The 22,220-nt window shown below is 47.7% G+C and carries 26 protein-coding genes and 1 tRNA gene; 11 read left to right on the top strand and 16 right to left on the bottom strand.

What is annotated here, in order from left to right:
* Positions 1-10 precede the first annotated feature (10 nt).
* On the bottom strand, positions 11-238 hold the full coding sequence (locus KS4_RS13685) for a hypothetical protein (RefSeq protein ID WP_145079216.1): 228 nt from the start codon (positions 236-238) through the stop codon (positions 11-13).
* Positions 239-594: 356 nt separating this feature from the next.
* Between KS4_RS13685 and KS4_RS18180 the strand changes: the two genes are divergently transcribed.
* The 3 genes from KS4_RS18180 to KS4_RS17685 are packed head-to-tail and all read left to right on the top strand — an operon-like array spanning position 595 to position 1,203.
* Positions 595-846, top strand: a complete 252-nt coding sequence (locus KS4_RS18180) for a DUF378 domain-containing protein (RefSeq protein ID WP_145079213.1) — start codon at positions 595-597, stop codon at positions 844-846.
* Positions 847-877: 31 nt separating this feature from the next.
* Positions 878-1,054, top strand: a complete 177-nt coding sequence (locus KS4_RS17690) for a hypothetical protein (RefSeq protein ID WP_200761265.1) — start codon at positions 878-880, stop codon at positions 1,052-1,054.
* 2 nt (positions 1,055-1,056) lie between these two features.
* Entirely contained in the window at positions 1,057-1,203 is a 147-nt protein-coding gene (locus tag KS4_RS17685; RefSeq protein WP_200761264.1) for a hypothetical protein, read from the top strand.
* 110 nt (positions 1,204-1,313) lie between these two features.
* Here KS4_RS17685 and KS4_RS13675 read toward each other — a convergent pair whose 3' ends face one another.
* The 4 genes from KS4_RS13675 to KS4_RS13660 form a co-directional block, all read right to left on the bottom strand.
* A complete protein-coding gene (locus KS4_RS13675) occupies positions 1,314-1,688 on the bottom strand; it encodes an RNHCP domain-containing protein (RefSeq protein WP_145079210.1) in 375 nt (124 codons plus the stop codon).
* Between the two features lie 349 nt (positions 1,689-2,037).
* The gene (locus KS4_RS13670; protein ID WP_145079207.1) at positions 2,038-2,382 is read right to left on the bottom strand and encodes a cupin domain-containing protein; all 345 of its coding nucleotides are present in this window, start codon (positions 2,380-2,382) and stop codon (positions 2,038-2,040) included.
* A gap of 24 nt (positions 2,383-2,406) precedes the next feature.
* Positions 2,407-2,646: a hypothetical protein gene (locus KS4_RS13665; RefSeq protein WP_145079204.1), complete on the bottom strand. Its 240-nt coding sequence runs from the start codon at positions 2,644-2,646 to the stop codon at positions 2,407-2,409.
* 290 nt (positions 2,647-2,936) lie between these two features.
* Positions 2,937-3,236, bottom strand: a complete 300-nt coding sequence (locus tag KS4_RS13660) for a hypothetical protein (protein WP_145079201.1) — start codon at positions 3,234-3,236, stop codon at positions 2,937-2,939.
* A gap of 449 nt (positions 3,237-3,685) precedes the next feature.
* On the opposite strand from KS4_RS13660, the gene KS4_RS13655 reads away from it, so the two are divergent.
* Entirely contained in the window at positions 3,686-3,931 is a 246-nt protein-coding gene (locus KS4_RS13655) for a helix-turn-helix domain-containing protein (protein ID WP_145079198.1), read from the top strand.
* A gap of 102 nt (positions 3,932-4,033) precedes the next feature.
* On the opposite strand, the gene KS4_RS13650 is transcribed toward KS4_RS13655, so the two are convergent.
* The 4 genes from KS4_RS13650 to KS4_RS13635 all read right to left on the bottom strand — a co-directional run bounded on the left by KS4_RS13650 (position 4,034) and on the right by KS4_RS13635 (position 7,539).
* The gene (locus tag KS4_RS13650) at positions 4,034-4,576 is read right to left on the bottom strand and encodes a transposase (protein WP_145079194.1); all 543 of its coding nucleotides are present in this window, start codon (positions 4,574-4,576) and stop codon (positions 4,034-4,036) included.
* A gap of 217 nt (positions 4,577-4,793) precedes the next feature.
* Positions 4,794-6,419, bottom strand: coding sequence for a chaperonin GroEL (gene groL, locus KS4_RS13645; RefSeq protein ID WP_145079191.1), 1,626 nt, complete (start codon positions 6,417-6,419; stop codon positions 4,794-4,796).
* Positions 6,420-6,528: 109 nt separating this feature from the next.
* On the bottom strand, positions 6,529-6,816 hold the full coding sequence (gene groES / locus KS4_RS13640) for a co-chaperone GroES (RefSeq protein WP_145079188.1): 288 nt from the start codon (positions 6,814-6,816) through the stop codon (positions 6,529-6,531).
* A gap of 111 nt (positions 6,817-6,927) precedes the next feature.
* Positions 6,928-7,539, bottom strand: a complete 612-nt coding sequence (locus KS4_RS13635; RefSeq protein ID WP_145079185.1) for a DNA-binding transcriptional response regulator — start codon at positions 7,537-7,539, stop codon at positions 6,928-6,930.
* Positions 7,540-7,873: 334 nt separating this feature from the next.
* Here KS4_RS13635 and KS4_RS13630 point away from each other — a divergent pair, with 334 nt between their 5' ends.
* A complete protein-coding gene (locus KS4_RS13630) occupies positions 7,874-8,377 on the top strand; it encodes a MarR family winged helix-turn-helix transcriptional regulator (protein ID WP_145079183.1) in 504 nt (167 codons plus the stop codon).
* Between the two features lie 152 nt (positions 8,378-8,529).
* On the opposite strand, the gene bioA is transcribed toward KS4_RS13630, so the two are convergent.
* The gene (bioA, locus tag KS4_RS13625) at positions 8,530-9,951 is read right to left on the bottom strand and encodes an adenosylmethionine--8-amino-7-oxononanoate transaminase (protein WP_145079180.1); all 1,422 of its coding nucleotides are present in this window, start codon (positions 9,949-9,951) and stop codon (positions 8,530-8,532) included.
* Between the two features lie 476 nt (positions 9,952-10,427).
* Here bioA and KS4_RS17680 point away from each other — a divergent pair, with 476 nt between their 5' ends.
* A complete protein-coding gene (locus KS4_RS17680; RefSeq protein WP_200761263.1) occupies positions 10,428-10,598 on the top strand; it encodes a hypothetical protein in 171 nt (56 codons plus the stop codon).
* Positions 10,599-10,666: 68 nt separating this feature from the next.
* On the opposite strand, the gene KS4_RS13620 is transcribed toward KS4_RS17680, so the two are convergent.
* Entirely contained in the window at positions 10,667-10,855 is a 189-nt protein-coding gene (locus KS4_RS13620) for a hypothetical protein (RefSeq protein WP_145079177.1), read from the bottom strand.
* A 252-nt stretch (positions 10,856-11,107) separates the two neighbouring features.
* Here KS4_RS13620 and KS4_RS13615 point away from each other — a divergent pair, with 252 nt between their 5' ends.
* The 3 genes from KS4_RS13615 to KS4_RS13605 all read left to right on the top strand — a co-directional run bounded on the left by KS4_RS13615 (position 11,108) and on the right by KS4_RS13605 (position 15,520).
* On the top strand, positions 11,108-11,797 hold the full coding sequence (locus KS4_RS13615) for a glycosyltransferase family 2 protein (RefSeq protein ID WP_145079174.1): 690 nt from the start codon (positions 11,108-11,110) through the stop codon (positions 11,795-11,797).
* A 563-nt stretch (positions 11,798-12,360) separates the two neighbouring features.
* Entirely contained in the window at positions 12,361-14,433 is a 2,073-nt protein-coding gene (fusA, locus tag KS4_RS13610; protein WP_145079171.1) for an elongation factor G, read from the top strand.
* An 802-nt stretch (positions 14,434-15,235) separates the two neighbouring features.
* On the top strand, positions 15,236-15,520 hold the full coding sequence (locus KS4_RS13605) for a hypothetical protein (RefSeq protein WP_145079168.1): 285 nt from the start codon (positions 15,236-15,238) through the stop codon (positions 15,518-15,520).
* 478 nt (positions 15,521-15,998) lie between these two features.
* Here KS4_RS13605 and KS4_RS13600 read toward each other — a convergent pair whose 3' ends face one another.
* From KS4_RS13600 to KS4_RS13590, 3 genes are all read right to left on the bottom strand, one after another.
* Positions 15,999-17,174, bottom strand: a complete 1,176-nt coding sequence (locus KS4_RS13600; protein ID WP_145079165.1) for a lipid-A-disaccharide synthase — start codon at positions 17,172-17,174, stop codon at positions 15,999-16,001.
* 313 nt (positions 17,175-17,487) lie between these two features.
* A tRNA-Leu gene (locus KS4_RS13595) sits at positions 17,488-17,572 on the bottom strand.
* A gap of 171 nt (positions 17,573-17,743) precedes the next feature.
* Positions 17,744-18,706 carry a sensor domain-containing diguanylate cyclase gene (locus KS4_RS13590; protein WP_145079162.1) on the bottom strand — a complete coding sequence of 321 codons (963 nt, stop codon included), beginning with the start codon at positions 18,704-18,706 and terminating at the stop codon, positions 17,744-17,746.
* An 809-nt stretch (positions 18,707-19,515) separates the two neighbouring features.
* Between KS4_RS13590 and KS4_RS13585 the strand changes: the two genes are divergently transcribed.
* On the top strand, positions 19,516-20,091 hold the full coding sequence (locus KS4_RS13585) for a GbsR/MarR family transcriptional regulator (protein WP_145079159.1): 576 nt from the start codon (positions 19,516-19,518) through the stop codon (positions 20,089-20,091).
* A gap of 112 nt (positions 20,092-20,203) precedes the next feature.
* On the top strand, positions 20,204-21,136 hold the full coding sequence (locus KS4_RS13580; RefSeq protein ID WP_145079156.1) for an SDR family oxidoreductase: 933 nt from the start codon (positions 20,204-20,206) through the stop codon (positions 21,134-21,136).
* Positions 21,137-21,151: 15 nt separating this feature from the next.
* Here KS4_RS13580 and KS4_RS13575 read toward each other — a convergent pair whose 3' ends face one another.
* Together KS4_RS13575 and KS4_RS13570 are read right to left on the bottom strand one after the other, a co-directional pair.
* Positions 21,152-21,757 (bottom strand): hypothetical protein, encoded by a 606-nt coding sequence (locus KS4_RS13575; protein WP_145079153.1) that lies wholly within the window; start codon positions 21,755-21,757, stop codon positions 21,152-21,154.
* Between the two features lie 59 nt (positions 21,758-21,816).
* Positions 21,817-22,164: a hypothetical protein gene (locus tag KS4_RS13570; protein ID WP_145079150.1), complete on the bottom strand. Its 348-nt coding sequence runs from the start codon at positions 22,162-22,164 to the stop codon at positions 21,817-21,819.
* Between the last annotated feature and the right edge of the window lie 56 nt (positions 22,165-22,220).

Here is a 22,220-nt window from a genome sequence, read left to right as displayed (position 1 = left end):
GTTCAGGCACTTATGGTGTCTGGATTGGGCTTGGAGCTTCGCCTTGGCCCGCAGCTTGCTGCTGTTGGATATTTTGAGCAATGATCTGAGCTGCAAAGATCTGTGATGCGGTTTCCATCACGGCTGGGAATTTTTCAAAAGCTTCGAAGTATTTCGCGCTGACGCTTTCTTCTTCTTTGCCCTGTGATTCGTTGACGAATTTCTGATGAATGAGGTTGAGTGCTTCTTGGAGTTGCATATTCGTTCTCGCTAAAAATGATTGAATCCACTTGTAATCATGAACACGGTTGCTCAAGCTGATGTGACCGAATTCACCTTAGCATCATGCCGCGTTCTGGCGTCGCTTGAATCTGGCAAAAGCCGCAGCTTGAGACGCAAATTATAACCGGATTTGCCCTCGGGGACGTCCTACCCTCATGTAAACTGCCCGAATTAGCATAAAATTTTCGATTTATGCTGAAAACCCCATCTTTGGCACTGATTATTCTGTGCTCCGGTCTGTCCGAACTCATCACTCAAAGCTCGTTGGGCCTCCCCAAAGTGGCACAGTGTCTGGATGCGTGATTCCAGGACCTTTCGTGTCTATACTTTCGCATGATTTCTAATAAAAACGTGCCTCGTGTTCTTAATTCGATTCCAGCATTTCTTCTAATCATCGTCGGCATTAATACCGGGCTATTCGGCCTTTACGGTATCGATATTTTGTCTGCGATTCTTGATTCGTACCCAGTATTAGGTTTCCTCAGCCATGCCCTTGTTGGGATCGCAGCGTTGCATCTAACCTTCTATACCTTCTTCAACCGATACGCTTCTAGGGATCAATCTTCTGCCTCATACGATCGCTGATCCTCGTGATTCGCAGCTATCGGAGTGCCATATGAACTACTTAAAAACCGCTAAGTGCTATATCTACATCGCAGTTGCTGTTTCCTTTTTGTTCTCAATCAGTCTCTGGTTTTCACACAACCGTATTGAAGCAATCTTCGTCGGACTCTGGGTGCCGTCCATCCTTAGCTTCGGCAATTTCTATCTTCTAGGCAAAACGAGGAAGTAAGCATGGATATCCTTATCCTTCTTTTTGGAATCTTCTGTGTGTTACTCGCAGTCGTGGTTGCCGTCGCGGTTGGTAATGTCGAATTCCGTGGTTGCTATAGAGATAAAGTAAAAGAGCCGCCTGCCTCCGATATTGATCAGAGCAAGTAAAAGCGCATGCAATCACCACACCGCTTTTACTATGCAGTGATTGCACACGTCAGTATTAGTTTTACAAAAATAATTATTCTATTTCATAGAACCTATCTGTTAGTTAGCCATTATTTATAGGGGATCATTGGCCCTCTCATAGGTAAGTGATCGATTGGGAATGGTGCAGCCGTGAGCGGCCTTAAAATCAATCCCAATAGCTGTAATTCATCATCATCGCCTGCAATGCGATTCGCCTTCATCTCCCCGCACCCTTCACATCGGTGGACGATCGCCCATTCTCCATCACCTCGCGTTTCTACTGCGATCGGGCGCATCGCGCTCTGACAGGCGCAATTTCGATCGCCCGGCAACTCGTCGACATGCTTTGACCACAAACAAAACGGGCAATGGTTTCGGTGCTTCGTTCCATACGCGTCTGCACTGATCGGTTGCCTGCAATGAATACAATAAAACTGCTTGTTTTTACGTTGTTTTCTCGACATACAAATCGCTGCGAAGCCTCAGCTTCAGCCCTCTCATGCGATACCGCCGCGCAATTAAACCAATCGCGCAGCCAATCTCTTAGACTTATCTCAATTCATTTACTTTTATGTTTCAGTATCGCCACGGCCTAACGATAAGAAGTGCTCTGCTATCTAAGCGCAGAATAACTCTCTATAACATTGCCATCGTTTATAGTGGTAAGTCACAGAAAGTCAGCCGTGTTGTATCAGAGGGTTGTTTGCATCAGCCAGTATATTAGCTCAGAACATTCGCATGTCAATGCAATCCCCATCCAATGATTAGATAATCTTCGTTTCAAGACGTATTGCCGCAAGTGTTGGACAGAGCTTAAGTGTCAAAGAATATTGCCAACCAGATCGTCTTCTCTGTCGGGCTAGTCCACGTCACCCGGTGCCGTCTGCAAGGCTCAATATAAACATAATCGCCCGCCCTCATTACGCGCTCTTGATCTGCATCCGCAAATAATAATCCCGCCTCACCCTGAACGATCATCACCCATTCTGCCTGCTCCTGCTCGTACCAGAACCCCTCCGGCGAAGCCTGCCCCTCTGACACAATTCGCTCCAAGCGAAATCCTTTGGAGCCTTTGCAGATAGTTTCAAACAGTTCTTTCGGCAGCCTCTCGCCAAGCCCCTGTACATCCAGCCAATTTCCATCCTGACATTCATGCATCTTAATTCAATCCTCATCTTTCATTCACGCTTCTCGATCGCTCCCTTCCCCATTCTGCCAGATCTGCTCCACATCCCTGAACATCCCATCTTCTCCCTCCCCCGGCATGATCGGCATCGAATCACGCGCCTCGCCCGGCTGCTCATGGATCCCGCCTTGTCCCCATGTGCCGTCCACCCCACGCCACGCGACACTGTACAGCACCACGTCCAATCCCACCATCACCAACGCCAGCAAGGCCACAATATACCACTGATTCCGCATAACTAACCACCATTCCCAATCACTGACCCCGCTCCCCTTAGCCCCTCATAGATGTGTCATGACCGCTACCCATCTATCGACCTTCCTGTGAGTACGCCGCCCTCCACATCTTCCCCTCCCCCTCTCATTCTTCCTTAGAAAATAAAAACCCTCACGATTAAGCGAGGGCTTTCAAAAGTGCACATGCTCTATCTATTGACGGGTTAGTGTCATTATCGATTCGCATCTAATCATGCTTCCGATAGTAACAACCCAACCTTGTCATCAAAGCGTGTCACACGTACCCTCGCTTAGCGAGTGTACTGGCTGTCGTACATATCACGCTGCTTTTTGCTGTGATAAATACTTGAGCTCTGACGATCATCCATGCGGTCGTTCATGCGATCTTGTTCCTTGTCCATGCGATCGTTCATTTCGCGCTGCTTGTCATCTGTCCAGTCGCGATTTTCCTTCATGTCTTTGTCGTCCATGCGTGGTGCAGCATTCTGCTCCGGAACACCATACCCACCGGTCTGCGGCTCTTCTTTGCCACAACCCAGCATCGACATGCTAAACACAAGTGCTACCGCTGCTAAAAGACTAAACTTCATAAGAGATCTCCTAACGATGAAACATATCTGAGCAACATTGCTCATACCGTGCTGGCACGTACCAGCTCTTTTTCCCTGTCGACGCATGCTTCAGTCTGATAAGCCGGCAAACCTGCTAGCCCTTCAGAGATTCATTTGTCAACACATCATGTTATGTCTCAAAGTTAAGCACTTTCGACGTGGGTTTTACGATCCCTCACCTCATCGCTCGCCAGTACCCTATTACGCGGATAGAGATGCACCCAGCACTTAACCCCACGGTTATCCGGACAGTGGTGATAAATGAAAAGATGAGCCTGAGAAGCAAGCTAACTCTCAGGCCCGTATCGCGGGGTAGGGTATAGAGGGCGTGAGGCACTTCGGGAAATTTGTTTTAAACGGTGAATGGAACGCCCTTAGCTTGTGCCTAAAATGGGTACAAGCTAAGATCAATATAGCTTGTTTCTGTTATGGGAACAAGTGCTCAGCAAAATTTAGCGTATAGAAAGTTATGCAAGCGACTTCGGCAATGGCGAGAGGATGCTGATTTAACACAACGTGAACTCGGTGCAATATTTGGCAAACCCCACAGTTACGTTCACAAATGCGAAACCGGCGATCGTCGCATCGACCCCATCGAACTCATCTACTGGTGCCGCGCCTGCAACATCGACCCCGCCGCCGCAATCAAACAGTTATCAAAAGCAATCAAATAACCCAATCATCAAGCCCCTGACCGCCGGTCAGGGGGTGTTTAGAATTTGAGCGTTGGTTGTGATGATACCCTGCCACCGGCGGTGGCAGGCTTGAAGAACTTACTACAAACACTGATAAATATACGCATGCTCATTGACGTGGCGCTTGATGTACGCATAAACATTGTCCCAATGCCGCCGATCATTAATTCTGACGACCTTGCTCCCCTGTGCCCACAATGTACCACCGCCCCATTCGTCTGCATCTCTCAATCGTTTTGCCGCCCATGTTTTGCAGCGTTGCATGTATTGATTGATTTGTGGTTTGTAATGTACTTCGTCGATTGGAAATTCACCCAATAGATGTGCATGCTGTTCTGAAACTGAACAGATTGATATTTTAGCGCCTTGATGATTTAAATTATCCGCAATAGCTTCAGCAACAATTCGCCTTTGCGCTATATTCAGTGAGACGACAGGATTACTGATAGATTGGCTATAGTTCAGCAGTCCATTATGTAAACCATTCGGCGGCGGATTTTTCCAATCCCCCTCACAGTGCTTTTTATGTTTAACCGCTCGGAACCCTTTCGGATCTCCCGGCAACCATGAGCCATAAGTATGAAGAATAACATGGAAGAGATGATGATTTTGCCCGCAATTCATAATTAGAAAATATGATATTCCCCACCAAAATCAAGCCCCATGTCGTTACTCAAAGGGTGTTATTTACGAAAGCATTGCTCAAATGAAAAAACGGCTATCGCGCTTTCGCGCCATAGCCGTTAGTTTTTGCCTTAATGAAAATTTTTGTTTTACATCCAAATCAATCGTCACAATTCAGATGGTCGAATCAATGAGTATCTAACTAAAATCGTTCGATTTAGTAACCCATGTCATCCATGCCTGGTGCGCCAGCCGCAGCCTTGTCGTCCTTGATCTCTGTGATCACCGCGTCGGTGGTCAGTAGCAGACCTGCGATTGAGGCAGCATTCTGAAGTGCTGCACGCTCAACCTTGGTTGGAACGAGAACACCCATCTTGATCATATCGCCGAACTCGCCGGTCAGAGCATTAAACCCTTCCTTCTGCTTGCCCGCAATAACCTTCTCACAGATCACTGAACCGTCATGGCCAGCGTTTTCTGCAATCTGTTTCACAGGAGCAACAACCGCACGACGCACGATGTCAACGCCGATCGCTTCGTCACCGATCAAACCTTCGATCGTATCGAGTGCTTTGCGTGCACGCAGAATCGCGGTACCACCGCCCGGCAAGATGCCTTCCTGAACCGCAGCGCGGCAAGCATGCATCGCATCTTCAACGCGCGCCTTCTTCTCTTTCATTTCAGACTCAGTCGCAGCACCAACATTGATCTGAGCCACGCCGCCTGACAGCTTCGCCAAACGTTCTTGCAGTTTCTCACGATCATAGTCAGAGCTAGTCGCATCAATCTGCGATTTGATCATTTCGATGCGGCCCTTTATGTCCGAAGACTTGCCAGCACCTTCGATCAAAGTCGTCTCATCCTTCGTGATGATGACCTTCTTTACACGGCCAAGATCTGAAAGCTCAAGCTTTTCAATATCAATGCCAAGCTCTTCCATAATCGCGCGGCCGCCTGTTAGCGTCGCAATGTCATTCAACATTTCCTTACGACGATCACCAAAGCCCGGAGCTTTAACTGCAGCCGCACGCAATACGCCACGCAAACGGTTCACGACCAATGTTGCGAGCGCTTCGCCATCAATGTCTTCAGCAATGATCAAAACTGGCTTGCCAGCTTCAGCGATCTTGCCGAGAATTGGGACGAGATCTTTAGCAGAAGAAATCTTCTTCTCGTGAATGATCACGAAAGCATCTTCCATCTCCACTTCCATCGACTTCGGATCAGTCACGAAGTGTGGCGACAGGTAACCCTTGTCGAACTGCATACCTTCAACGAGATCAACGTAAGTTTCAAGGCTCTTGCCTTCTTCAACTGTGATCACGCCATCTTTACCAACCTTGTCCATCGCGTCAGCAATAATCTGGCCGATAGCAGCATCTTGGTTCGCAGAACATGTACCAACCTGTGCGACTTCTTCAGAGTTCGCAACCTTCTTGGATTGTTTCTGAAGGTTTTCGACCAAAGCGTCAACAGCTTTGTCGATGCCGCGTTTGATCTGGTTTGCATTCGCACCAGCAGTGATATTCTTCAGGCCTTCGGTGAAGATCGCTTCAGCATAAACGGTCGCAGTCGTTGTACCGTCGCCAGCATCTTTCGATGACTTGGAAGCAACTTCCTTAACCATCTGAGCGCCGATATTTTCTAGCGCGTCTTCGAGTTCGATTTCCTTCGCTACGGTTACGCCGTCCTTGGTGACGGTTGGTGAGCCGAAGGATTTTTCCAAGACAACCACGCGGCCAGATGGGCCGAGTGTTGTTTTAACAGCCTTTGCAAGCTTAGACACGCCGCGACGAATCGCTTCGCGTGCTTCGTTATCAAATTTGATTGACTTTGCAGCCATGTTATTGAACTCCGATTATTTGAGTTTTTGATTCTTAATTTAAGTGGGCTAATCAATGGTTAGCCATATACGCCCGGTTGGAAATTGTCGAAATTCCGGGGGGGAATGATTAGCCGACGGTTGCCAGGACTTCGTCCTCAGCCATGACCATGTATTCTTCGCCGTCAATCTTGACTTCCGTACCGCCCCACTTGTTGAGGATGATGGTGTCGCCGACTTTGACTGAGAATGATGCACGCTCGCCGTTCTTGAGCAGCTTGCCATCACCAACTGCGATCACAGTGGCCTGTTGTGGTTTTTCTTTTGCTGATTCAGGGAGGAAAATGCCTGATGCTGTTTTCTCTTCAGCTTCCAGACGCTTGACGAGGATCTTGTCGCCGAGTGGTCTAACTTTCATCTATACGTTCTCCTTAGATGGTGTTGTCTGTTTTATCCAGCCGTAGCCGGTTTGTTGTTCTTCCAGCAGCCCAAGGATACGCTCCGTCTGGGCTTGATTTCTGTTTATTATTTAATTGTTCAATGCGTCATCCAACCCCGGTTCATCATCCACCATACTCCCCGGCCAGTAACCGTTGTATTGTCGTTGCATGATCCGCTGAATCACACCCAATAACTGTTCCAACTGTACCGGCTGATTAATAACCGAAAATGCGCCCAGCCGCAGAGCATCATGCAGGAACCGATGAATCTGCCTTGGTGTGTACGTTCTTGAATTTACAATCACAATCGGCGGATGCTTCGGCAACCTCGACAACACCTCAAGCAGCCAAATCCCGCCCGGCATGCCTGATGATGTGTACGCACGATTCGCCGCATCCTGTGGTGTTGCCAGATCAATCACCGCCGCATGAACCTCCAGTTCATTGGAGATGTCGATCGCTTCCCGCCCATTCTTCGCCACAACCGCTTCAACGCCCTGTGGCCCGAGCAGTCTAGGCAACTGATGGGTCCAATGCTCGATCGCATGCTCACGATCCTCCGTCAGCAGCACATTGAACTTTCCACGCTCAGAACGATGCTTGTCCGCATCAACCTGATCCGGTTCATCGCGATCAAACATGCCACCATGCCCAAATCGCTTTCCTGTATCAAGATGTATGCGCGGATTGATCATCAACATGCAATACTGCAACACATGTGCCAAATCGAATGCCGTGTTAAGAGACGCTTAATTGCTGTGGCTAAATAACTTACAACATATCGCCCAGGTTTCAGGTGATCGTTTCTCTGCCGTCACCCCACATGTACCATCTTCTGGGTGCCGCTTTGGCAGGCTGCTGTCTATCGAATAATGTGCTTTGAGCCATCTCAGTCCTGTTTTTGTGACAACATAGTTGACAGCATGACGTCATTGTTTGCATAATGACAACAAGGTTGCCGGGCGGCTCTGCACCGCCGCCCGCTTAGCAACCAAATCCGAACTCGAATGATCAGCCGCAACTCAGGGATGACGCATGTCCACGACAAACAAACAACCTCAGCTCATCCGAGCATTCCTCGACTCAATCGTCACCACATTCCAGCGTATGCGAAACGTTGGCGAGCAGCTCCATGAAGACACCGGCATCTCCCCCGCCATGCGGCTCATCATGCGTGTCATCCACGAAATGGGCCCGATGACTGTCCCGCAAATCGCACGCGAAAAGCCTGTCTCTCGGCAAGTCATCCAAAAACAGGTCAAATCACTCATCGACAAAGGCTACATCGAGCAAAAAGCCAACCCCGCCCACAACACCTCACAGCTCCTCGATCTTACTGATTTTGGCCGCTCCGAACTTTCCGCTATGAATAAACGTGAGTCTGACATCTTCGAGAATATCGACCTCGTCGTTACCGAAGAAGAGCTCATGAAAACTATCGAAGTGATTCAAAAAGTTGAGCAGCATCTCGGCAGCCGTGACTGGAAAGAGTTCGTCAACCAGATCGGTGCAGCCAACTCACAATCCCAAAACACATAACGATTACTAATACAGAAACACACTCCATAGGTCGCCTCACTGATCATGAGGCGGCCTTCTTTATTGCCAATATCCTCAACTATATTCAATGTTTCCATAAAAAAAGCGACTAATATACGGTTAGTCGCTTTGATCATCGGCTTATAAACTCATTATTTTTCAAACGACCACTGCTTGATCGCTTTAACGACCACATCCAACATCCTGCTCAGATTTTCATGCTTCATTCCCGGCATCGGCATCAACACAATGATGTCGCCCAGTGGCCGTATAATCAGTCCTTCCTCGCGCATCGACATGCACACTTCTGCAGCCGTTCGTTTCGAGAAATCAAACGGCTCAGCATCATCTCTTGATCGACACAACTCAATCCCAACCATCGTGCCGCGTTGCCGTACATCCAGAATATTCGGATGATCCAGCAGCTCACGCAACCGTTCGTGAATCATCTCCGCAGATTTCCTCGCATGATTAATCACATCGTTTTTCTCAAACAAATCAAACGTTGCCAATGCCGCCGCACACGCCAATGGATTCCCCGTATAGGTATGTCCGTGGTATAGCGTTCGCCGCTCCATCACATCATCACCCGCGAAAACACGGTCAATCTCATCACTCACCACCGTCGCAGCCAACGGCAAATACCCACCCGAAATCCCTTTCGCTAAGCACAGAATGTCTGGCTCAACATGCTCTCCATCCACCGCAAACAGATGACCCGTCCTCCCAAAACCAACCGCAACCTCATCCGCAATCAAAAGCACATCATACTTCTTTGCTAGTTGCTCAACCCCCTTCAAGAATCCTTTGGGCTGACACACCATCCCCGCCGCCCCCTGCATCACGGGTTCGACCACAATCGCCGCCGTCTCGCCAGCGTGAGACTTCAGCATCTCTTCCAGCTTGCCCAAGCAATAAGCACTCAACGCCTCATTGTGCTCTTTGTCTTCCGACGGCCAATGCCCTTCCGCATAGCACTTCGGCATTGACTTCTCAAAGCCGTGTGGCGGCCGACATGTATCAGGTGCCGGAAACGAACTCACCGGAAACACCATCGATATAAACGGCTTATGGAATAGGTCTGAATACCCCACCGACATTGTCCCCGTTGTGTCCCCATGATAAGCACCCGCCAAACCAATAAATTTACATTTCTCAGGCATCCCTTGATGGAACCAATATCCAACCGCCATCTTGAACGCGACCTCAACCGCAGTCGCTCCCGCATCACTGAAAAACACTTTGTTCAATCGTCCCGGACACATCTCCGACAACCGTTTCGCCACTTCAATCGACGGCGGCGAGGCCATCCCCAGCAACGTCGTGTGAGCAATCTTCCCCAGCTGCGTCTTCACCGCATCGTCAATCTCTTTGACCTGATGCCCGTGCACATTACACCACAGCGACGATACCCCATCGATGTATCGCTTCCCATCTGTATCAATCAGAAAATCACCCTCACCACGCTCAATCACCAACGGCTTCTGCTCACGCCAATACCCCATCGGCGTGAACGGATGCCACACATGCTTATGATCCAAAGCAATCCACTCATCTGTTGTGTAATTCTTCATTCCCTAAGCATAGCATTCACGCTCATGCAAGGCGAAATACCACTCTTTTGACCAGAATCATCGCCCAATTGCCCTCATAAAATGCATAAATAAACGTTCATATACAGGAAAATTGCGATTCGCGAATCGCTCAGTCTCTCTAACCTGCATCTTAGAGCAGTTTGCATCTTGACCTGCCGTATAAGCAGAAACATCATCGACAACAGGTTCACGTAAATAAGCATTCATTACGTAACGACCAACTGGTCAACACGGAAAGTATTTACGAAAAACGCTCTGAAAATCATCAAAGGTGTCAGCATTGGATACGCAAGTCTCTGTCGTAATAACAAAATCCAAACCAATATTTGAAGATTGGCTCAAATCGCAAGGCGATCACCCGACTCGCTGGTTCGTGATCTTCGCCATCCTCATACTTCTGCAAGTCAACTAGCTACTGGTGGAAACCCGGCGGCGATCAACTCAGCTACCTCTCCATGGCGCGGCAGCTCACCACGCACGGCCAACTTTTTAACAACGGCAACCCTCAACTTGATCAAGCTCCCAACTACGCCATTCTCATCACGCCAACCTTCTGGTTCCCATTCAGTATCACCTTCTACCTCATACAACTCATCCAATGCGCCTACCTACTCGTTATCGTATAGGCCATCCATTGTTGGGCTCGCACCCAAGCCCGCAGCACTTCCATCGCCGCAGGCAGCCGAACATACAATCACTTCAATGACACACGCAAAACCAACGCCCGTTTCGCCACCTTGACGCAACTCGCCAGCCAATTATCGCTGCAAATGATGCAGGTGCCGATAATCAACTCACGCAACCCAACCTCATCGCCGCGTATCCACTTCCACGTGCCGATAATGACACGCTTATCTTCATCACAGACCGTAGATTCGTACAACTTTCCAGCAATGCAAGCCCGCCTTTGTATGCAAAATGGCTTTTCCTGAAAAAGTCAAAGGCCTTGCCAGTCGGATTCACCCAAATTGACGATAAAGATGACATAGTTCTGGCTAAGCGAATTGAACAATAAATTGCCCAATGTTGTGACAGTGACCCACGCGTTACGTATCATGAGGCCAGTATCGCAACTTGGCATGTACGTATCGATCTATCCGCTACTTTGTTTCTCTTTATAAACTCAAGGCCGATTATGAAACTCAGCGTCGTCATCCCCGTGTACAACGAAGCAAGCACCATCGAATCCATCATCTCGCGTGTGCAAGCTGTTGAGGTTGATAAAGAGATCATCCTTGTGGACGACTACTCCACCGATGGTACACGCGATAAACTCAAAGAACTCGAAGATAATCACGAGAATATTCGCACCGCTTTCCATACATACAACCAAGGCAAAGGTGCAGCATTGCGCACTGGCTTCAAAGAAGCTCGCGGCGACCTCGTTATCATTCAAGACGCTGACCTCGAATACGATCCTCAAGATTATCACAAACTACTTGAGCCCTTCGATTCGTCCGATGCCGATGTCGTATATGGCTCACGTTTCGCTGGCGGTGAGTGTCACCGTGTTCTCTACTTCTGGCATTCAATGGGTAACAGATTCCTCACTTCACTCTCCAACATGTTCACCAACATCAACCTCACCGACATGGAGACCTGCTACAAAGTCTTCAAACGTGAAATCATTCAATCGATCAATATCGAAGAGAACCGTTTTGGTTTCGAACCTGAAATCACCGCCAAGGTTGCTCGTCAAGGCTGCCGCATCTACGAAGTCGGGATAAGCTACGATGGCCGTACCTATGACGAGGGTAAAAAGATCGGTTGGCGAGACGGTGTCCGAGCGATACATTGCATCATCAAATACAATCTCTTCCGCTAACTATTCGTCTAAATTCATCGACTAGCTTGTGCATAAGTGGATAACCCACGCGCGGTAACCATGCCCATGCCTATCACATCTCTTACGATGTTCATCAAGAGCGATTAATGTTTAATCACTAAGATACGTTCAGTATTAACAAGCGGTTTCACATAACCCCCCTGATGGCTTCTCAAGCCAGCTCTGCCGCTGCGCGCATATTAATCTAATTATATCCCTAGCTAAAACCAAAATACAGGAAAATCTTTTGTTTTTCAGACCCTTCATGTCGTTCATTTGTACACTGAAAAAACCCGTCTTTTTATGTGTTTTTGCATGTATTTTTCCTTACTCAAAATACTTGGCTCACCCTTTTTCGCTGCCTATACTGGCACTAAACAACCGTGTGATTTTTAACCGCTTTTTATTACTTCTAAATCGATTGAAAAGCACGCAACACAACCGCACATCCGTGGCTCAACTTTGAAAAGTAGTACCAAAATCATTGATCGACCATGATCAATACAATCGTTTGCCTCAATCTTTAATACCGTTCGGTAATTTATATTTTGGAGTTCTTGATTATGCCTTCCTATACCACTTCTGACATCCGTAACTTGGTCCTTGTAGGTCACGCCAGCTCTGGCAAAACGCTTCTCGCAGAAGCGCTCTTGTACAAGGCTGGCGTGCTCGGAACAATGGGATCAATCGATGCAGGCACAACCGTTTGTGACTTCACCGATGAAGAAAAACACCACAAGTACAGCCTAACCTCCGCAGTTGCTCATTGTGATTACAACGGTAAGCACATCAACATCATTGATACGCCTGGTTCACCAGATTTCATGGGACTCGCGCTCTCCATGCTGCCCGCCGCAGACACCTGCGCCGTCGTCATTAACGCAGCACACGGGATCGAGCCGATGACCCGACGTATGATGGATCGTGCCGCACGACGCAACCTCTGCCGCATGATCATCGTCAACAAGATCGACGCCGACAACGTTAACTGTCAAGAACTCCTCGAATCAATTCAAAAGTCCTTCGGCAAGCAATGTCTTCCCATCAACTTACCCGCCAATGGCAATAAATCCGTCGTTGACTGCTTCTTCAACCCAGACGGTGACTCCGACCTCGGCTCAGTAGCCGACGCACATACCGCCATCGTTGATCAGGTGGTTGAAGTCGACGAAGAACTCATGGAAATCTACCTTGAGCAAGGTGAAGTGACCCCAGAACAACTCCATGCCCCATTCGAAAAAGCACTCCGTGAAGGACATCTCGTCCCAATCTGTTTCACCGCCGCACACCCGCATGGCAACAGCGAGCCTATCGGCATCTCCGAACTCCTTGACGTCCTCGTCAAACTCGCTCCAAACCCCACCGAAGGCAATCCTCGTCCATTCGTCAAAGCTGGTAATGACGACAAAGAGATGCACGCTGAGCCTGATCCTTCCAAGCATGTACTCGCACACGTGTTCAACATCAAAGTCGATCCATACGTTGGCAAGCTCTGCTCCTTCCGCATTCATCAAGGCACCGTCTCTAAAGATTCACAACTCTATATTGACGATGTCGACACCGGCGCTTCCAAGAAGCCATTCAAAATCGGACACCTCTTCAAGCTGCAAGGTGCTAAACACGTTGAAATCAAAGACGCCATCCCCGGCGATCTAGTCGCTGTGGCTAAAATCGATGACATTCATTTCGATGCATGTCTACACGATTCACATGATGAAGACGGTATCCACCTCAAACCAATCATGTATCCCACGCCACTCTCAGGCCTTGCCATATCGCCCAAGAAACGAGGCGACGAACAAAAGATTGCTGACGCCATAACCAAGTTCCAGGAAGAAGATCCATGCTTCAAGGTCACGCGTGATTCCGCAACCAAAGAAACCGTCATCAACGGCCTCGGCGATCTTCACCTCCGTGTCATCCTTGAAAAACTTAAAAACCGTTACAACGTCGAAGTCGATACCAAGCCACCAAAAATCGCCTACCGTGAAACGATCCTCGGCAAAGCCGAAGGCCACCACCGTCATAAAAAACAAACCGGCGGTGCAGGGCAGTTCGGTGAAGTATATCTACGCGTCGAACCTCTACAACGTGACAGTGGTTTTGAATTTGTCGACGACACCTTCGGCGGTTCTATCCCTCAACAATTCATCCCCGCGATCGAAAAAGGCATCCGCAAAGTGCTCGAAGACGGCGCCATCGCCGGATACCCCATGCAAGATATCAAAGTCTCCGTTTATGATGGCAAATATCACCCAGTCGATTCAAAAGAGATCGCATTCATCTCCGCAGGCAAGACTGCTTTCAAACAAGCCATCAATGCCGCTAAACCTGTTCTGCTTGAACCACTCGTTAATGTTGAAGTAACCGTTCCCAACCAATATATGGGCGATATCACCGGCGACCTGTCCGGTAAACGCGGACGTATCCAAGGCACCGACATGCTTCCCGGAGATCAAGCACTCATCAAAGCCATCGTTCCACTATCCGAAGTCACCAACTATCACTCACAACTCAAGTCTGTAACAGGCGGGCAAGGCTCATTCGCGATGGAATTCGATCACTACGATGCAGTTCCATCCAATGTTCAGCAGCAAGTCATGTCTGAATACAAACCTCAAGATGAAGAAGACTAATCCAACCTCCTTATAACCAACATGTGCAGGCTGCTGAATTTAATCAGCAGCCTGTTTCTTTATCCAATGAGATGCAACGTTTACTGCACGCATATCATCAACATTTAAACATCTCAGCATCATTCATCAGCTAGCATTGACATCATCTCAAAATATTTTTGATCGTTAGCAATCAAAATCACCACACAAAAGCGTCCGTATAAACATAAAACGAAATTTTTTTTTCACTTCATCGTTTCATGCAACAACACATCACCATCAAGCATAAACAAGCACGTCATGTCTCATGAATCGCGCACACATCCAACGTGTTTCTTCGTTTAATTCGTATGTTGAATAGCGATAGGCAACGAACGATATGTGACTTGGGAATATCATGTGTGACTTATCCCATTCATGGGAACAAACAACTCAAAATGCAGCGTAGCTGCCTCTAAATGCACTTTTATTTCAGTGTAGAAAACATAACGCAACATCATGAATCACATGTTTACATGTAATCAAACACATCATGACGATCATATGATCGCGCATTTCAAACATGTATACATACAACAACAAACAAACGTAACAACAACACAATCAACCATCACGCAACACGCAACATCAACATCAAACAGCTTCGTTAAACCATGACAACAACCACTTTCAAACCTTTACTGATCAAATTCCACTCAAGAGATGTAACTTTTCATGCCGATAAATTTGGCGCATCAAATATTTTTGTTGACTTACTTTTTGTATACTCGTTACATTTGATGAATCAACTAGCTCCGAAGGTTGATTGAAAGGAATTAAAGCCATGGCTAAGAAGAAAGCTTCCAAGAAGAAAGCAACCAAGAAAAAGGCTGCTAAGAAGAAAACTACTAAGAAGAAGGCAACTAAGAAGAAGGCTTCCAAGAAGAAAGCTTCTAAGAAGAAGGCCTCAAAGAAAAAAGCTACTAAGAAGAAAGCTAAGAAGAAAGTAGCAAAGAAGAAAGCGACCAAGAAAAAAGCTAAGAAAAAGGTAGCTAAAAAGAAAGCAACCAAGAAAAAAGCTAAGAAAAAAGTCGCTAAGAAGAAAAAAGTGACCAAGAAGAAAAAATAATCTTTCGTAGATTAAACCCGTCGAGCTTGTGCTCGGCAATAGAGCGTACCGCGTAAGATCTCATAAAACTGTTGGACTTATCTCCCGGCAGCAGGTTTAAAAAACCACATGAATCTCCTAGGTATTCACACCAACGCGGCAGAGATAAGAAACGCTCTAACACGAATCAAATATCTGTCGCTCCGATTTTCGACAGATGCATTAAAAATTTTCTCAATTCGCCACGGAGCTACAAGTAAGGCGGCTGTCATGACAGCCGCCTTATCTTTTTGATATTTTTTCAGGTTTTACTTGCCCGCCCTAAGTAATCGTCCGATATTCTTACCATCGCTTCAACTTATCGGGCTGAGCTATTTTGAATCGTCCCTGATTTGCAAGCGAACAGTTCACAGATTCGTCAGCGCACATTCACCCTGACCCTGTCGCTCCAATAGCCGCGACACTTCCCGGGGACAAGTCGCCGGTCTTCTCTACCGACCTATCGCCTCATCACTTTCATGAACTGATCCGCAGCATCAACACTAAACTGTCTGCCAACAAATCTGTCGCAGACGGTTTCAAATATTTTCACTTGGCGATTCCTTGCCTCACCCTCAGTCATCAACGGCTCCAACGCATCAACCACCGGCTCAACCTCGCCGAAGTGTGGAATCAATTCCGTTGTGGCATTCTCACCCATCACATGTTGGCTCAACAAGTTTGGCAGTGTCAGCGGTCTGTTACGAATCAACCAACGGCCCAGAATGTTCCAACCCATCTTCGATACGTTATACAGCGACACCATCGGCAACCGATGCGTCACGCCCTGCAACGTCGCTGTGCCTGAAACGATCAATCCAATATCAGCCCAATCCAAAACCAGCCCCGCACGCGACGTCTCAATCGTCATCCCATTCGGCAACTTGCCGCCACATAAATCAACGATCGCTGCTTGCCGCAACTCATCCGATGCCGCAACCACCGCACGCATCCCAGGATGCTTCGCTTTAAGCGCTTCATACGCCGCTAGCATCGTCGGCCAATTCTTCGTGATCTCACTCGGACGTGAGCCCGGCAAAAGCGCAACCTTCGGCTCGCCCTCAAGATTTAATACCGCATCATCTTCATTCTTCCCATCAACGCCGCGTTCAACTTTCGCGTGTTCCGATTCGAACAGTGGATGCCCGACAAACGTTGCATCGACCCCGCGATCACCAAACCACTTTTCTTCAAATGGAAGTAGGCACAAAACATGATCCGTCAACTTACGCAACTTACGGATCCGCCATGGCGCCCATGCCCATAATTGCGGCGCAGCCAGATGCACAATCTTCGCATTAGGGCAGCGTTTTCTAACCTTCCTACAAATCCCCCAGTTCGCGGCCGGTGAATCCGTTGGCACCAACGCATCAATCTTGTTGGCCTTTAACCACGCATCGACACGCTTTAAACGTAAATGATGTTCATGCGCATGCTTTAACGCACCTGCTAGCATCACCGCATGTTCTGTTGTAACTTCAATCAACTCTGCGCCCGCAGCTTTCATCCGTGGCCCACCCAACGCCATAATTCTTACATCAGGCTGGCGACGCTTCAATTCTGTAATCAATCTCGAAGCAAGCGCATCACCACTAGGCTCAAACGCACTAAACAAAATCGTTCCGTTGATCGACATAAAGCTCACAAACTTTTTGGTAATAGTTCAGTGTGGTCGCGTAACACTCACAACCAACTCGCATCATATTCACTACGCTCCCCCCGCGATAGATGTTTCACTGAACTTGCAAACAATGAACAATGGTGATCATAGCAAACCTCATATCGGACGACACAAGCGCGTACAAACAAAACATCGACAAGCAATTTCGATGTCACAATAAACAGTGTTATTGGGGAAATTTGCGCACAAAAAAAGCCGCTCTAAAAGCCGCCTTTCGTGTTCGAATCACTTGATAAATCAGGTCATTCGAAAATTCGAGATATTTAAGTGCCGGAGGTGGGACTCGAACCCACACGCCCTTAACGGGCACCGGATTTTGAATCCGGCGCGTCTGCCAATTCCGCCACTCCGGCGAGTGGTTCCACCAATTCTACGGAACAACACCACCTTGGCAAGTCTTGTGATGACGCGCCTGGGAATCGTTAAAAATGTGCGGCAATTGTGGACAGATATCATGCGATAGAGCTTGCTCCCGCAGGCAATAACCCGTTGCCAACACCGATGATACAGCATGTAGTTCGCGGTTATGCCACAGAGCATGCCGGTACATCGTTTGAGGCGTTTTCATGCGATTCCGGACGGATGAGATCGGATGTCACGCAATTGCGACCACGATGCTTGCTCTCGTAGAGCAGTTGATCTGCACGGCTGACAAGCGATTCGATCGTATCGTGGGGCAGGGCGAGTGTGACGCCTGCCGAGATGCTGGCGGTTAGCCGACAACCGGCGTGTTGTATAAATGATTGATTCACAAGGACTCGCAACCGTTCTGCGGTTTTGACGATCTGCTTGGTGTCGGTGTGTCCGACTACGATCAGGAATTCTTCACCGCCCCACCGGCCGACAAGGTCGTAGCGACGGCAGGCGTGCTTCATGGTGCGCGAGATGAGCTGTAAGATGCGGTCGCCGATTTGGTGTCCATGTAAGTCGTTGAAATTTTTGAACTTATCGATATCCACGAGGATCACGCCGAATTGCCAATCGTTACGCTTGAACTCGGCAAATCGCATTTCCAGGGTGCTGGAGAGCATACGACGGTTCGCAATATTGGTAAGCGGATCGATCATAGCTGCTTTTTCAAGATCCTTAAGTCTTTGTATGTTATTAGCTTGGGACGATTCGTCAGAAAAGACTTCGATACCGCCGACGATGTGTCCTTTGTCATCTCGGAGTGGGTTGGTGTGCGCGTGAACGGGGATGCGGTGGCCGTCTTTATGATGAAGAAAGATCTCCGCATCACGTACGATGCCATCATCGATCGTAGCCTGAAGTGGGCATCCAGATTTGCAAAGACATTTGCCGCAGTCAGTTACGTGCATGAGAATGTTGTCATAGCAGTGGCGACCGATGACTTGATCGGCTTTGTAGCCGGTGATTTTTTCGGCGCCTTTGCTCCAGAAAGTGATACGTCGCTCGCGGTCAACGAAGTATGCGCCATCGTTGACCTGATCGAGGATCCGGTTTGGGAATGAATCATATGTAGACATGGTATGCCCCTTAATGTATACCGTTGTGGGTTCATTAGTTATGGCCGATTGATTGAGATGCTTTTGTGTGTTTTTGGCGGCGTGAGGTTGCCCGAGCGCTGATGATCAAGTGCGGTTGTATGTGGGATGATGAGGGAGCTGCGGTGTGTTTGGTGATAAACCCTGTCTTATTTGGGATCGGACATCTACTAGGGAGGGTAAACTGGAATGAGAATTGGTCTTTTAAATTAGCCTGAAAATGACACCAAAAGGTGTGTAATACACGTGTTTTGGCGCACAGAATACTGTTTTTAGGGATATACCCGTAGCTAAAATGGCTCGGTTTAAGCAGGTTTGGAGCGAACTTTGATTAGAAAAGGCCGAGGTTGGGTCGGTAAAAGGTAAAAAATCACACGAAATCGAAGCCAAAAAGCGTGTTTGTGCGCGCAATCTGAATCTGATGTTTTTGGCATGGGATTTGTAGTGGGTAGTTTGAAGTGCATATTGATTATATAGAATGTTTAGGATATACTAAACGACATGAAGTATAGAGGCTTGTCATTTTCAGTGTTGTTATCGCTGGCGCTGTGCAACTGCAACTGATAGCCACGGCGGGTGCGGGTGCGGGTTTGAGATTTGAGATTTGAGATTTGAGTTGAAGAGTGGGAGTGGGAGTGGGAGTGGGAGTGGGAGTGGGAGTGGGAGTGGGAGTGAGGGGGGATGATTGGAGATTTATCTGAGAGGTGTTTGTGTTAGGGTGCGATGGGAGAGAGATGTAGCCATTGGATGGTTAAGAAAATGAAAGTGGGCAGATGAATGGAGCGAAGCGGATGATGAATCAGAATGAACAGCATGAGGCAGATGGCGTGTTGAATGAATCGCGAGAGCATTTTATTCAGGGGATGTGCACGATTGCACAGTTCTGGGGCTTCCCGAAAGCGATGGGGGCGGTTTATGGGGTTGTCTATCTGTCGGATAGGCCGGTGGGTTTGAATCAGTTAGTTGAGCTGTCAGGGGTCACGAAAGGTGCGGTGAGTACCCATGTGCGGGCGCTTGATCGTTTAGGGTTGGTGCATAAGAAGATTGTTGTGGGTGATCGGCGGGATTTTTATACAGCGGAGACAGATTTTTGGAAGATCGTTCGTAATGTGTTGAAAGAGCGTGAGAAGCCTGAGTTTGATCAAGCGTTACGTACGGTCGGTGAGAGCCGCGCTATGTTGAAGGATATGGATGGGTGTGAGGGCGAATGTCGTGAGAGACAAGCTTTCTGTGATGAACGGATGAAGAACATGGAGGAGTTCTTCAAAATGCTGGATAAGTTGGTTGCAACGATTGTTGCGTTAGATGATCTACAGCAATCGACGGTCGGTAAAGTGATGGGACTGTTTAAAGGTAGCATTGACTAATCATCTATTAGATTAACTGTGGTTGAAAAGTTCCCCATGGCTGGCGATCAGAAGCTTGATTGAAAAGTATATTTTTAATTGGGGGGTGAATCAAATAAAGATGGGCGGCATCATGAATGATGGACAGAAAGAACTGCATGCAGTCACAGGCGCCTTTGGGTATTCGGGTGGGTATATTGCGCGGCGACTATTGGAACAGGACAAGCAGGTTGTGACGTTGACCAATCGTGCTGGCAAAGGGCATGACTTAGAAGGTCGAGTTGATTCTAGACCATTACGTTTTGATCGTAGAGATGAGTTGATCGCGTCGCTTCGCGGCGTGAAGGTTTTGTACAACACGTATTGGGTGCGGTTCAATTCGAAGCGTCATGGTTTTAGTCATGAGCGGGCGGTGGCAAATACGAAAGTGCTTTTTGAAGCTGCAAAGGAGGCGGGAGTTGAGCGGATTGTACATGTGAGTATTACGAACCCGTCGATTGATTCGCGGTGGAGTTATTTTCGTGGGAAGGCGGAGCTTGAGAATACGTTGATGAACCTTGGCGTCAGTTATGCGATACTTCGGCCTGCAGTTTTGTTTGGCGGGCGTGATATTTTGATTAACAATATTGCTTATGTTTTAAGGCATTTTCCGGTATTTGGTGTGTTTGGAGATGGGCAGTATCGGCTGCAGCCGATTCATGTGGATGATTTGGCTGCGTTGGCTGTGGAGTGGGGGAGTAAGGATAAGGGCGGGGGGGATGGGGTTGTTGATGCGATTGGGCCTGAGAGTTTTACGTATGAGAGGTTAGCGCGCGAATTGATGGGGATTATTGGTGTGAAGAAGCGTGTGATGCACGTGAAGCCCTGGATGGGGTTTGTGGTGGGGTGGCTGTTTGGGAAGTATGTGGGGGATGTGGTGATCACACGCGATGAGATTGGTGGGTTGATGGATGATTTGTTGCATGTAGAAAATAAGCCGACCGGGAAGATTAAGCTGACGGAATGGGCGGAAGAGTATAAGGACGAGTTGGGGCGGGCATATCAGAGTGAGTTGGCGCGGCGGTAATTGGTGGTGGAATGATTATGCAGATGGGGGAGATGTTGCTTTTTGCTTAAAGTGGTCGTAATAGCGATGTGCATCAGAATCAACGTTAAGAGCGATGTCTAATAATAGTTGAATAGCCATCATATTGCCGGTTAAGATTTCTTCTTTTTTTATGGTTTCATTGTCAAAAATTGGATCACATGGAATAAGCACTTCTGTAGCCCACCATTGGTCAATTTTTGTAAGTAAAACAATCATGAGTTGATATAGTTCAACAAAATTTTCCGGTAGACCGTCAGTACTTACCATTTCATATAGGCAATGTGATAGCTCATTGCGGCAATTTTTAATTTTCTTAAATGTACTAATATCCTCATCATCGATGGCATCCATTTCTTTTAGCCACAACAAGCTTGCATGCAATGTGCTTCGATTTTTATCGAGAACATGTTGTTTATATTCTGGAGATATTTTAGCACCAGATTCATCATAACTATGTGTGAAGAAGGATTTGATTTGAGAGATTATGGCAGTTTTTAGAATTTCATAACTAGCTATGTAGACAGATGCACAAATTAAGTTATTACGTAAAATTTCAGGGTTTAAAAATCGTTCCCATGATTTTCTGATTTCTTCATCCATTTTTATAGTTCACTTGTTGGCTAAAGATAAGTGCAGTGATATGGGTTGTGAATCAAGATTTATCGTAGATTATTAATTTTGCGGCGGCTTTGTGGGTGTAAAAAAAATTTGTGAATGATGACGATGAGTAAGTTGATGATGACGATGGCGTATGCGAGGAAAAGGTTAAGGTAGGCGGAGTTGCGTTCGGATGAGGCGATCCATCGGCCTGTAGTGTAAGCGTCAATACTTGATGTGTTGACGAGTTCTGGGAAATGTTCTTTCACAGCTTCTGTGTTGAAGCCTTGGACGCGATTGATTGCCATGACGCTTCTGGGGCCGTTGTGGGAACTGAGCGCGGTGAGGCCTAGTGCGAGGGTGAGGGTGGTGAGTGCGAGGATGTTGATAACGATGAGGAATTTGTGCATGGTTGGGTATCCGGAAGTTTTTTTGAGTAAAAAGATGAAGGGGAAGCTTCCGCGGC

The organism is Poriferisphaera corsica (assembly GCF_007747445.1).
In the GTDB taxonomy this organism is placed as follows: Bacteria; Planctomycetota; Phycisphaerae; order Phycisphaerales; family Phycisphaeraceae; genus Poriferisphaera; species Poriferisphaera corsica.
The sequence above is the reverse complement of the archived record's forward strand: the minus strand, read 5'-3'. Positions and strand labels throughout refer to the sequence as shown.

Coding starts and splice junctions, on each gene's coding strand:
- KS4_RS13580 (WP_145079156.1), top strand. CDS start 20,204: ATGAATGATGGACAGAAAGAACTGCATGCAGTCACAGGCGCCTTTGGG.
- KS4_RS13585 (WP_145079159.1), top strand. CDS start 19,516: ATGATGAATCAGAATGAACAGCATGAGGCAGATGGCGTGTTGAATGAA.
- groL (WP_145079191.1), bottom strand. CDS start 6,419: ATGGCTGCAAAGTCAATCAAATTTGATAACGAAGCACGCGAAGCGATT.
- bioA (WP_145079180.1), bottom strand. CDS start 9,951: ATGAAGAATTACACAACAGATGAGTGGATTGCTTTGGATCATAAGCAT.
- KS4_RS13660 (WP_145079201.1), bottom strand. CDS start 3,236: ATGAAGTTTAGTCTTTTAGCAGCGGTAGCACTTGTGTTTAGCATGTCG.
- KS4_RS13600 (WP_145079165.1), bottom strand. CDS start 17,174: ATGTCGATCAACGGAACGATTTTGTTTAGTGCGTTTGAGCCTAGTGGT.
- KS4_RS17685 (WP_200761264.1), top strand. CDS start 1,057: ATGGATATCCTTATCCTTCTTTTTGGAATCTTCTGTGTGTTACTCGCA.
- fusA (WP_145079171.1), top strand. CDS start 12,361: ATGCCTTCCTATACCACTTCTGACATCCGTAACTTGGTCCTTGTAGGT.
- KS4_RS17690 (WP_200761265.1), top strand. CDS start 878: ATGAACTACTTAAAAACCGCTAAGTGCTATATCTACATCGCAGTTGCT.
- KS4_RS13675 (WP_145079210.1), bottom strand. CDS start 1,688: ATGTCGAGAAAACAACGTAAAAACAAGCAGTTTTATTGTATTCATTGC.
- KS4_RS13665 (WP_145079204.1), bottom strand. CDS start 2,646: ATGCGGAATCAGTGGTATATTGTGGCCTTGCTGGCGTTGGTGATGGTG.
- KS4_RS13590 (WP_145079162.1), bottom strand. CDS start 18,706: ATGTCTACATATGATTCATTCCCAAACCGGATCCTCGATCAGGTCAAC.
- KS4_RS18180 (WP_145079213.1), top strand. CDS start 595: ATGATTTCTAATAAAAACGTGCCTCGTGTTCTTAATTCGATTCCAGCA.
- KS4_RS13615 (WP_145079174.1), top strand. CDS start 11,108: ATGAAACTCAGCGTCGTCATCCCCGTGTACAACGAAGCAAGCACCATC.
- KS4_RS13635 (WP_145079185.1), bottom strand. CDS start 7,539: ATGTTGATGATCAATCCGCGCATACATCTTGATACAGGAAAGCGATTT.
- KS4_RS13605 (WP_145079168.1), top strand. CDS start 15,236: ATGGCTAAGAAGAAAGCTTCCAAGAAGAAAGCAACCAAGAAAAAGGCT.
- KS4_RS13570 (WP_145079150.1), bottom strand. CDS start 22,164: ATGCACAAATTCCTCATCGTTATCAACATCCTCGCACTCACCACCCTC.
- KS4_RS13670 (WP_145079207.1), bottom strand. CDS start 2,382: ATGCATGAATGTCAGGATGGAAATTGGCTGGATGTACAGGGGCTTGGC.
- KS4_RS13575 (WP_145079153.1), bottom strand. CDS start 21,757: ATGGATGAAGAAATCAGAAAATCATGGGAACGATTTTTAAACCCTGAA.
- groES (WP_145079188.1), bottom strand. CDS start 6,816: ATGAAAGTTAGACCACTCGGCGACAAGATCCTCGTCAAGCGTCTGGAA.
- KS4_RS13685 (WP_145079216.1), bottom strand. CDS start 238: ATGCAACTCCAAGAAGCACTCAACCTCATTCATCAGAAATTCGTCAAC.
- KS4_RS13630 (WP_145079183.1), top strand. CDS start 7,874: ATGTCCACGACAAACAAACAACCTCAGCTCATCCGAGCATTCCTCGAC.
- KS4_RS13655 (WP_145079198.1), top strand. CDS start 3,686: ATGGGAACAAGTGCTCAGCAAAATTTAGCGTATAGAAAGTTATGCAAG.
- KS4_RS13650 (WP_145079194.1), bottom strand. CDS start 4,576: ATGAATTGCGGGCAAAATCATCATCTCTTCCATGTTATTCTTCATACT.
- KS4_RS17680 (WP_200761263.1), top strand. CDS start 10,428: ATGGCGCGGCAGCTCACCACGCACGGCCAACTTTTTAACAACGGCAAC.